Raw genomic sequence first — 9,020 nt, 5'->3', positions numbered from 1 at the left:
GCAACTTCTCCACACTCGGGCGTCCATAAGCGACCCGCTGTCCTCGCATGGACCGCGACCCTATGATGATCAAGAACGAAAGCCCCGATCACCCCACCTTCCCCCATGTGCGAAATACGGGGCTAGCCGCCGAGGAGTCCGGAAAGAAGCCGGGGCCGTCCGCAGTTTCCGCAGGCGGCCCCGGCCGCTATCCGAGCGGTCCCGTCGTCAGCGCCTCCGCTCCGCTGAAGAGGCCGTCTCATCCCCGCGGTGACCAGACTCCGGCGAGACTGCCGCAGCTGATCTTCTGTCCGGTCAGGGCGGCACGGATGCGAGGCTCGACATCGGAGTGCCCTGCGGTGCCGATCTCGGGCGGTACGGAGCCGTACGGTTGCCGGCCTTCGGCGAGCGCTTCGGTCGTCACCGCCTGGAAGAGGACAAGGTAGTCGCCGTTGCGGTCGAGTTGCCGGGCGGCGTCGACCATACGTTGCTTGCCGTCTCCGACCATTTCCATCGGCAGCGGCCAATCCATCGGAAACGGATTGTGCACTTTGAACACCGGGTACACGAAGGCGTCGTCGGGTAGCACCGCCACGTTCGAAGCTGGGTATCGAGTAAGGCAGTCCCGGATCTGGGTCAGGTACGCCCCGACCGCGGGGTTGCTGCGCACACCGCGCATGGCGGGCGCCGCAGTGCCGAGGTGCGCGGTGAGTTGCCATTGCGGCAGGTCTGCATACGGCGCACGGTCATGCGCCGCTGTCAGCTGCACCCCGGCCGCCCCCACCACGATCACTCCGGCCAGCACGCCGAGCGTCCGCGGCGCGGGAATATGCGGCCATCGCAAGTCGGCCACGGCGCAGATCAGCAGGTCGAGGGTGCCCAGCACCATCGTTCCGGCCAGCAGCGACGGAAACGGATAACCCCACGACAGGGTGGACATCCACGCCAGGGCCACAACGAGCAGTCGCTGCCATGGGAAACGGCGCCGCACGATCCCGTCGCAGACCGAGGCGACGAGGAAGATCCACAAGACGGCGAACGACCAGTAGCTCGCGTGCTCGAATCGGCCCGCCACGACTACCCCGACGGTGATCACGGCCACCGCACCCGCGACGATCAACCGGATCCAGTCGCCCCCGCGTCCGAGCCGATCACGGAGCCGCCAGGTTCCGGCGATCAGCACCATACCGACAGCCGCAGCGACGATATACCCACGCGGGTCCACACTCCCGGCCCTGAACGTGCCGCCCCAGAGCCGGTAGATGTTCTCGCCCCAGGTCTGGGTACCACCGGCCAGCTGCGTAAGCGCATCGGGAAGCCCACCGGCGACAGCGACCATGCCGAAGTAGAGCAGCGGCGCCGCGCCGAGCCACAGCAGATCCGCCACGAACCGGCCCCAGCGGAAACGCCGGGAACGTACCGCGGGATGCAGCAGCAGGATGAGAACTCCCAATAGCACGGTGAACGCGAAACTCTGCTTGACGATGACAGCGAACCCCAGGCAGAACAGCCCGAGCCAGCGCGCCCATCGAGCCTGGGCTCGCAGGCCGTGATCCAGCGCCCACCAGCCGGCCGCGGCCAGGAACACCCCGTCGACGGTGTGCCAGGCCATCACCGGGAAGGTGTTGAGGTTGACCAGCACCGCCGCGGCGACCAGGCACATCCGCAGCGGCCCCCATTGCAGCGGCGACGTTCCCGTCAGCAACGCGGCCAGCGCGATCGTCGCCACCGACAGCTGCACCAGCATCACGAAACCCGACGCCAGCATCAGCGGCGCGGGTACCAGAAAGTCCGCAATATGCAGATATGCCGAGCCGAGCGGGCGCGGCGACACCACGTCCACATGCGGAATCTCCCCGTGCAGGATCCGCCAGGCACCCGCCAGCACAAACCCCTGATCACTCGGATTGAATCCGAACCGTCCGACCCGGAATACCACACCGGCGGACATGACCAGCACACCGACCACCAGAAAGACCGGTCGAGACCAGCGGATTCGCCGCCGGCCAGGGGAAGACGCCCGCCGGGCAGCAGGAGTCGAGTCCACCACACTCATAACAAAGGACTCCACCGGGATTTGTGGGCTGAATCACGAATCTGTCAGGCCAAGGCGGGCCTGCGACATTCGGATCGCTCGAGCGGCGGGAAATGTTTCATCGAAAATCTGATTTGCTCGGTAGTACTCGAAAACTGCCCGAGTTGTCCGATCGCGTGCCCGCTGGTCCTCGAACGGCTTGCCCGCACGGTGGCCGGCCGGCCCTCCGCCACGGCAAGCGCGCCAACCGACTCACGAGTAGCCTTCGCTCGCGAAGGGGCCGCACCGCCCGTTCGAGCCGAGTTGCGGGAGGTTGTGGATGGCTGTCTATCGGACCGTGGTGGTCGGTACGGACGGGTCCGACTCGTCGTTCGCCGCGGTGGAGCGGGCCGCGGGGGTGGCTGCCGACGCCTCGGCGAAGCTGGTCGTCGTGTGTGCGTACCACCCGGCGAGCAAGCAGGACGTCGAGCGGGCGCAGGATCAGCTCGGTGGCGAGGCGTATCAGGTGGTCGGCTCGGCGCCGGCCGAGGACACGCTGCAGAGTGCGCGCGATCGGGCGTTCCGGGTGGGGGCCGCCGACGTGGATACGGTCGCGGTCGAAGGGGAAGCGGTGGAGGTCTTGCGCGAGGTGGTCCGGGATCGTGCGGCCGATCTGCTGGTGGTGGGCAACCGGGGGCTCAACACGCTGGCCGGGCGCATCCTCGGGTCGGTGCCGGCCGAGGTGGCCCGCAAGTCCGGCGTCGACGTACTGATCGTGCACACCACCTGAGCGTCCACTCGCGATCTGCAGCACCGTCTGGAGCGGACGTTGCTGGGCGGCCCGCGCCGCTACACCCGGCTCGAAGTGGCGAAGCCGACCGGCGGATCGCGCCGGCTGTGGCGGGCGCTCGGGTTCGCGACGGTGGACGACGAGGTGGTCTTCACCGACGCGGACGTGGACGCCATGCGCACCGCCGACCAGCTCGTGGCGTCCGGGCTGGTCGAGCGTCACCTCGAAGTCGCGGTGACGCGCGCGCTCGGCCTGCACCTGTCCCGGCTGGCCGACGAAGGCTGTGAAGGGTCCCTTCACGGACTCAGAGTCCGTGAAGGGACCCTTCACAGCTTTTCAGGCGTCGTAGTCGACGGTCACGCGGTCGGTGACGGGGTAGGACTGGCACGTGAGGACGAAACCGGCGGCGATTTCGGCCTTTTCGAGGGCGAAGTTGCGGCGCAGGTCGACCTCGCCTTCGACGACCTTGGCCCGGCAGGTGCCGCACACCCCGCCCTTGCAGGCGAACGGGAGGTCGGGCCGGAATCGCTGGGCGCCGTCCAGCACCGTCGCTTCGCGCGGCAGGCTCATCGTGGTGGACCGGCCGTCCAGGAGCAGGGTGACTTCCGAGGAGGCGCCGGCCACCGCGGGATCCACGTGCTTCACCGGCTCCGGCGGCACATCGTCCACATAGAACAGTTCTTGATGGACCCTCGCGTCCGGCACGCCAAGCGCGGCCAGCACCTCTTGCGCACCGGTGACCAGGCCGAACGGGCCGCACAACCAGAAGTGGTCCACATCGTCCACCGGGATCAGCGAAGCGAACAGCGCGCGCAGCTTGTCCGCGTCGAGCCGGCCGGTGAACAGCTCGGCCTCACGCGGCTCGCGGGAGAGCACGTGCACCAGCTCCAGCCGAGCCGGGTGTCGGTCCTTCAGGTCGGCCAGCTCGTCGGCGAACATCACCGTGTCGGTGCGACGGTTGCCGTACAGCACGGTGACCGTGGCGTCCGGCGTCGCCAGCAGCGACGCGGCGATGGACAGCACCGGGGTGATCCCGGAACCGGCGGCGATCAGCACGTGATGCCCGCCCGCCGCAAGATCCGGCGTGAACGAGCCGGCCGGCGCGGCGACCTCGATGGTGTCGCCGGGCCGTACCTCGTTGACCAGCCAGGCGGAGAACATCCCGCCCGGGACCAGCCGCACGCCGACGCGGGGTCGCTCCCCCACCGCCGCGCAGATCGAGTACGACCGGCGTTCGTCGCGGCCTTCTACGTTGCGGCGCAAGGTAAGCGACTGGCCCGGGGAGAAGGCGAAGGTTTCGGCCAGCTCGGGCGGAACGTCGAAGGTGACCGCGACGGCGTCTTCGCAGAGCCGCTCGAGGGCGGCCACCCGCAGCAGGTGGAAGCCGGTACGCCGGGAAACGGTGGCGGTCACGGTCAGATCTCCTTGACGTGTTCGAACGGCTCCAAACAGGACCGGCAGCGCCACAACGCCCTGCACGCGGTCGCGCTGAACCGGGACTGTTCCTCGGTGTCCGGTGAACCGCAGTGTGGACAGTCCACTTTGCGCACCGGGGCGCTGAGGGTCAGCGGGATCGGCCCGGCGGCCCGGCGAGGCGCGGTGCCCGGCGGCGCGATCCCGGCTTCGGCGAGTTTGCGCTTGCCGTGCTCGCTGATCCAGTCCGAACTCCACGCGGGTTCCAGCACGGTGCGGATGTCGATCTCGGTGTAACCCGCCCCGCGCAGCGCGTGCTCCAGGTCGTCGCGCATCGTGTCCATCGCCGGGCATCCGGTGTAGGTGGGCGTGATCGCCACCGTCACCCGTCCGTCCGTTTCGGACACTTCGCGCAGCACGCCGAGGTCGGCCAGGGTCAGCATCGGCAGCTCCGGATCGGTGACCGTCGCGGCCACCGCGGCTGCGGGGGTCACCATGTCGCTCCCGGCATCGCGCGGGCCACGCTCTGCAGCTCGGCCAGCAGGAAGCCCATTTCCTCGGTGTGCACGCCGTCGCGGCCGGCGCGGCCCGCCACCCCGGCGATCGCATTCCGCTGTGGACGGTCCACAGTGGCCGCAGCGAAAGCCTGGTCCAGTACTGCGTCGAACTCGGCCCGCAGGGTGGCGGCGTCCAGCAGTTCATCCGGGTGCGTGGCGAACAGCTCGTCGACGTAGGGCCAGACCGCGTCCAGTCCTTCCTGCATCCGCTCGCGTGACAACGGCGTGCCGTCGCCGAGCCGGACCAGCCACTGCGCCGCGTAGTCCCGGTGGTACGTCAGCTCTTTGACGCCCTTCACCGCGATTGCCGCGAGGACCGGGTCCACACTGGATTCCGCCGACGTACTTCCTCCCGCGGAGGCGGCATCAGACTCAAGCTGCCGGAACAGCGCGAGCCGCCAGGTCGAGAACACGAACAGCCGAGCGATCAGGTGCCCGAAGTGCCCGCCGCCGAGTTCGGCCAGCCGCACGTTGCGGAACTCCTGTTCGGACCGCAGGAACGCCAGGTCGTCCTCGGCCCGGCCGGTGCCGTCCGCCTTGCCCGCGCGGGCGAGCAGCAGCCGCGCCTGACCCAGCAGGTCGAGGCCGATGTTCGCGATGGCGACCTCGTCCTCCAGCTCCGGCGCGTGCGTGATCCATTCCTGTAGCCGATGCGAGAAGATCAGCGCGTCGTCGCCGAGCATCAGGCAGTACGCGGCCAGCCGCGCACCGTCCATTCCGGACGGGACGGAGGTGTCCACTCCGGACAGCGGGTCCTCGAACCCGGTACCGAACGCCCAGCGTGCGTCGTTGTCCTCGGTGATGGCTTCGTAGACGTTGTCGAAAGACACAGCACGACACCCTTTACATGTGCGGGACGTTGTCGGGAATGTCGTAGAACGTCGGGTGCCGGTAGACCTTGTCCCCGCTGGGCGCGAAGAACGGGTCCTTCTCGTCCGGCGAGGAGGCGGTGATGTCCGCCGCCTTCACCACCCAGATCGACACGCCTTCGTTGCGCCGGGTGTAGAGATCCCGCGCGTGGTGCAAGGCCATCTCGTCGTCCGCCGCGTGCAGCGAACCCACGTGTACGTGGTTCAGACCACGCTTGCCTCGCACGAAAACCTCGTACAACGGCCAACCGTGCTTCATGCTGAAACCTCTTTCTTCGCCGCGTGTGCGACGGCGGCCTCCCGCACCCAGGCGCCTTCCTCGTGCGCCCGGCGCCGGTGCGCGATCCGCTGCGCATTGCACGGACCGTTGCCCTTCAACACGTTCTTGAACTCGTCCCAGTCGAGGGCGCCGAAATCGTAGTGCTCCCGCGAAGCGTTCCAGCTCAGTTCGGGGTCCGGCAACCGCACCCCGAGCGCGTCGGCCTGCGGAACGGACATGTCGACGAAGCGCTGGCGCAGCTCGTCGTTGGTGTGCCGCTTGACCTTCCACGCCATGGACTGCGCGGTGTTCGGCGAATCCGCGTCCGGCGGGCCGAACATCATCAGCGACGGCCACCACCAGCGGTTCACCGCGTCCTGCACCATCTCCCGCTGCTGCCGCGTGCCCTTCATCATGGTCATCAGCAGCTCGTAGCCCTGCCGCTGGTGGAAGGACTCCTCCTTGCAGATCCGGATCATCGCCCGCGCGTACGGCCCGTAGGACGAACGGCACAGCGGGACCTGGTTGCAGATCGCCGCGCCGTCCACGAGCCAGCCGATCACCCCGACGTCGGCGAAGGTCAGCGTCGGGTAGTTGAAGATCGAGGAGTACTTCTGGCCGCCGGTGATCAGCTTTTCCGTCAGCTCCGCCCGGTCGGTGCCCAGGGTTTCCGCCGCCGAGTACAGATACAGCCCGTGCCCGGCTTCGTCCTGCACCTTCGCCAGGAGGATCGCCTTGCGCCGCAAGGAGGGCGCGCGGGTGATCCAGTTGCCCTCCGGCTGCATGCCGATGATCTCCGAATGCGCGTGCTGCGCGATCTGCCGGATCATCGTCTTGCGGTAGCCCTCGGGCACCCAGTCGCGGGGCTCCACGCGCTGGTCGCGTTCGATGGTGCGCTCGAAGTGCGCTTCGAGGTCGGGAATCGTCGCGGTCACGGCTGCTCCTTGGAGACGAGAGTGAGCACGTCGTATTTGGCGACCGACTCGCCGTCGGCGTTCGTCACGTCGGCGTCCCAGCGGACCTCGCCGTAGTCCTGGTCGATCCGCGGGGTGATCTGCTTGGCGGTGAGCGTCACGGTGAGCGAGTCGCCGACCTTCACCGGGGTCAGGAAACGCAGGTTCTCCAGGCCGTAGTTGGCCAGCACCGGACCGGGCTCGGGCGAGACGAACAGCCCGGCCGCGAACGACACGACCAGGTAGCCGTGCGCCACGATCCCGCCGAACAGCGGGTTCGCCGCGGCCGCTGCTGGATCGGTGTGCGCGTAGAACGTATCCCCGGTGAACTCGGCGAAGTGGTCCACATCGGACTGTGTGACGGTGCGCGGACCTGCCGTCACGCTGTCGCCGATCCGCAGCTCTGCCAAGGACTTCCGGAACGGGTGCACGTCGTCTTCGAGGCGCGGCGCACCCGCGACCCAGCGGCCGGAGACGGCGCTGAGCACCTTCGGGCTGCCTTGTACCGCAGTGCGCTGCATGTGGTGCAGCACTCCGCGGATACCGCCCATCTCCTCACCGCCGCCGGCGCGCCCGGGTCCACCGTGGACCAGCTGCGGCATCGGCGAACCGTGCCCGGTGGACTCCTTCGCGTCGTCGGAATCCAGCACCAGCAACCGGCCGTGGTACGGCGCGACGCCCAGCACGACCTCGCGCGCGAATTCCGGGTCGCCGGTGACGATCGACCCGGCAAGGCTGCCGCCACCGCGCGCGGCCAGCTTGATGACCTGCTCGACAGAGGTGTAGGGCAGCAATGTGGACACTGGGCCGAACGCCTCGACCTCATGCGGTTCCGCCCGTTCCGGGTCGGCCTTGAGCAGCACCGGCGAGATGAACGCGCCCCTCGCCTCGTCACCGTCCACCACGTCGACGTGGTCCGGGTCGCCGAAGACGATGCTGCCCGCGTCGAGCAGCGCCTTCAGCGAACGGCGTACCTCCTCGCGCTGCTCCAGGCTGGCCAGCGCACCCATCCGGACGCCTTCGGCGCTCGGGTTGCCCACGGTCACCTTCGCCAGCCGCGCGCTCACTGCGGCGGCGACGTCGTCGAGCATCTCGGCGGGCACAAACGCGCGCCGGATCGCGGTGCACTTCTGCCCCGCCTTCACCGTCATCTCGCTGGCGAGCTGCTTCACGAAGAGGTCGAATTCCGGCGTCGACGGCCGCGCGTCCGGCGCGAGGATCGAGCAGTTCAGCGAGTCGGCTTCGGCGTTGAACCGCACCGAGTTGCGCACGATCGCCGGGTGCGCCCGCAGCTTCTGCGCGGTGGAGGCCGAACCGGTGAACGACACCAGGTCCTGCGCCGTCACGTGGTCGAGCAAATCGCCGACGCTGCCCGCGACGAACTGCACCGAGCCCTCGGGCAGGATGCCGGACTCGATGATCAGCTCCACCAGCCGCGCGGTGAGGTAGGCGGTCTGGCTCGCCGGCTTGATCAGGCTGGGCACCCCGGCGAGGAACGCGGGGGCGAGCTTCTCCAGCGGCCCCCACACCGGGAAGTTGAACGCGTTGATCTGGATCGCGACGCCGCGCAGTGGCGTGGCGATGTGCTGGGCGACGAACGTGCCGCCCTTGCTCAACGGCTCCACCGCGCCGTCGACGTACACCGTGTCGTTCGGCAGCTCGCGCTTGCCCTTCGAGCCGTAGCTGAACAGCACGCCGATGCCGCCGTCGATGTCGAACTTGGAGTCGCCCAGCGTGGCGCCCGTCTTCGCGGACAGCGCGTACAGCTCTTCGCGGTGTTCACGCAGGTGCGAAGCGAGCGACTTCAGCAGCGCGGCCCGCTGGTGGAACGTCAGCTCACGCAGCGCCGGACCACCGACGCTCCGGCCGTAGTCCAGCGCGCCGGCGAAATCGACGCCCTTCGACGAGATGCGCGCGACCTCCTCCCCGGTCGCCGCGTCGTGCAGCGGGGCACCCTCTTCGGACGCCGTGTGCCAACCCCCGGAGACGTAGCTGCGGAGCAAACCCATGCCGACCCTCTCGCCGAATTACCAACCGGACGTTCAGTAATTCGCATGGTAGCGGCCCCGCGGCACCCCGACAAGCCTCGCCTGGCCGGACAGTGCTTGACAGCGCTGTGGGCGGCCACCTTTACTGGGTCACATCCTCTGATTACCGGCCATTCGGTCAGTAAGTTCGGTCAGTAA

8 protein-coding genes and 1 pseudogene are annotated in these 9,020 nt (G+C 68.6%); 2 read left to right on the top strand and 7 right to left on the bottom strand.

The window, feature by feature from the left end; translation table 11 throughout:
• Window positions 1-238: 238 nt before the first annotated feature.
• The gene (locus D5S19_RS04460) at window positions 239-1,930 is read right to left on the bottom strand and encodes a hypothetical protein (RefSeq protein ID WP_233573711.1); all 1,692 of its coding nucleotides are present in this window, start codon (window positions 1,928-1,930) and stop codon (window positions 239-241) included.
• Window positions 1,931-2,333: 403 nt separating this feature from the next.
• Here D5S19_RS04460 and D5S19_RS04455 point away from each other — a divergent pair, with 403 nt between their 5' ends.
• Both D5S19_RS04455 and D5S19_RS32870 read left to right on the top strand, forming a co-directional pair.
• Window positions 2,334-2,783 carry a universal stress protein gene (locus tag D5S19_RS04455; RefSeq protein WP_120022040.1) on the top strand — a complete coding sequence of 150 codons (450 nt, stop codon included), beginning with the start codon at window positions 2,334-2,336 and terminating at the stop codon, window positions 2,781-2,783.
• Window positions 2,784-2,798: 15 nt separating this feature from the next.
• A pseudogene (locus tag D5S19_RS32870) lies at window positions 2,799-3,059 on the top strand (adenylate/guanylate cyclase domain-containing protein); the annotation flags it as partial.
• 60 nt (window positions 3,060-3,119) lie between these two features.
• On the opposite strand, the gene paaE reads toward D5S19_RS32870, so the two are convergent.
• The 6 genes from paaE to paaZ are packed head-to-tail and all read right to left on the bottom strand — an operon-like array spanning window position 3,120 to window position 8,843.
• Entirely contained in the window at window positions 3,120-4,196 is a 1,077-nt protein-coding gene (gene paaE, locus D5S19_RS04445; protein WP_120022039.1) for a 1,2-phenylacetyl-CoA epoxidase subunit PaaE, read from the bottom strand.
• Window positions 4,197-4,198: 2 nt separating this feature from the next.
• Window positions 4,199-4,693 (bottom strand): 1,2-phenylacetyl-CoA epoxidase subunit PaaD, encoded by a 495-nt coding sequence (gene paaD / locus D5S19_RS04440; protein WP_120022038.1) that lies wholly within the window; start codon window positions 4,691-4,693, stop codon window positions 4,199-4,201.
• Window positions 4,687-5,583, bottom strand: a complete 897-nt coding sequence (paaC, locus tag D5S19_RS04435; protein ID WP_120022037.1) for a 1,2-phenylacetyl-CoA epoxidase subunit PaaC — start codon at window positions 5,581-5,583, stop codon at window positions 4,687-4,689. The genes paaD and paaC overlap by 7 nt, the downstream gene beginning before the upstream one ends.
• A gap of 13 nt (window positions 5,584-5,596) precedes the next feature.
• The gene (gene paaB / locus D5S19_RS04430) at window positions 5,597-5,881 is read right to left on the bottom strand and encodes a 1,2-phenylacetyl-CoA epoxidase subunit PaaB (RefSeq protein WP_098510936.1); all 285 of its coding nucleotides are present in this window, start codon (window positions 5,879-5,881) and stop codon (window positions 5,597-5,599) included.
• On the bottom strand, window positions 5,878-6,816 hold the full coding sequence (gene paaA, locus D5S19_RS04425; RefSeq protein WP_199730339.1) for a 1,2-phenylacetyl-CoA epoxidase subunit PaaA: 939 nt from the start codon (window positions 6,814-6,816) through the stop codon (window positions 5,878-5,880). The genes paaB and paaA overlap by 4 nt, the downstream gene beginning before the upstream one ends.
• Window positions 6,813-8,843 carry a phenylacetic acid degradation bifunctional protein PaaZ gene (paaZ, locus tag D5S19_RS04420; RefSeq protein WP_120022036.1) on the bottom strand — a complete coding sequence of 677 codons (2,031 nt, stop codon included), beginning with the start codon at window positions 8,841-8,843 and terminating at the stop codon, window positions 6,813-6,815. The genes paaA and paaZ overlap by 4 nt, the downstream gene beginning before the upstream one ends.
• Window positions 8,844-9,020: the final 177 nt, after the last annotated feature.

It is taken from the genome of Amycolatopsis panacis (assembly GCF_003600245.1).
GTDB classification, from domain to species: Bacteria; Actinomycetota; Actinomycetes; order Mycobacteriales; family Pseudonocardiaceae; genus Amycolatopsis; species Amycolatopsis sulphurea.
This window is presented reverse-complemented; position numbering and strand designations above follow the sequence as displayed.

What these genes read in the sequence shown, in the direction of transcription:
- D5S19_RS04460 (WP_233573711.1), bottom strand. Translation starts at nt 1,930, where the DNA reads ATGTCCGCCGGTGTGGTATTCCGGGTCGGACGGTTCGGATTCAATCCG.
- D5S19_RS04455 (WP_120022040.1), top strand. Translation starts at nt 2,334, where the DNA reads ATGGCTGTCTATCGGACCGTGGTGGTCGGTACGGACGGGTCCGACTCG.
- paaD (WP_120022038.1), bottom strand. Translation starts at nt 4,693, where the DNA reads ATGGTGACCCCCGCAGCCGCGGTGGCCGCGACGGTCACCGATCCGGAG.
- paaB (WP_098510936.1), bottom strand. Translation starts at nt 5,881, where the DNA reads ATGAAGCACGGTTGGCCGTTGTACGAGGTTTTCGTGCGAGGCAAGCGT.
- paaZ (WP_120022036.1), bottom strand. Translation starts at nt 8,843, where the DNA reads ATGGGTTTGCTCCGCAGCTACGTCTCCGGGGGTTGGCACACGGCGTCC.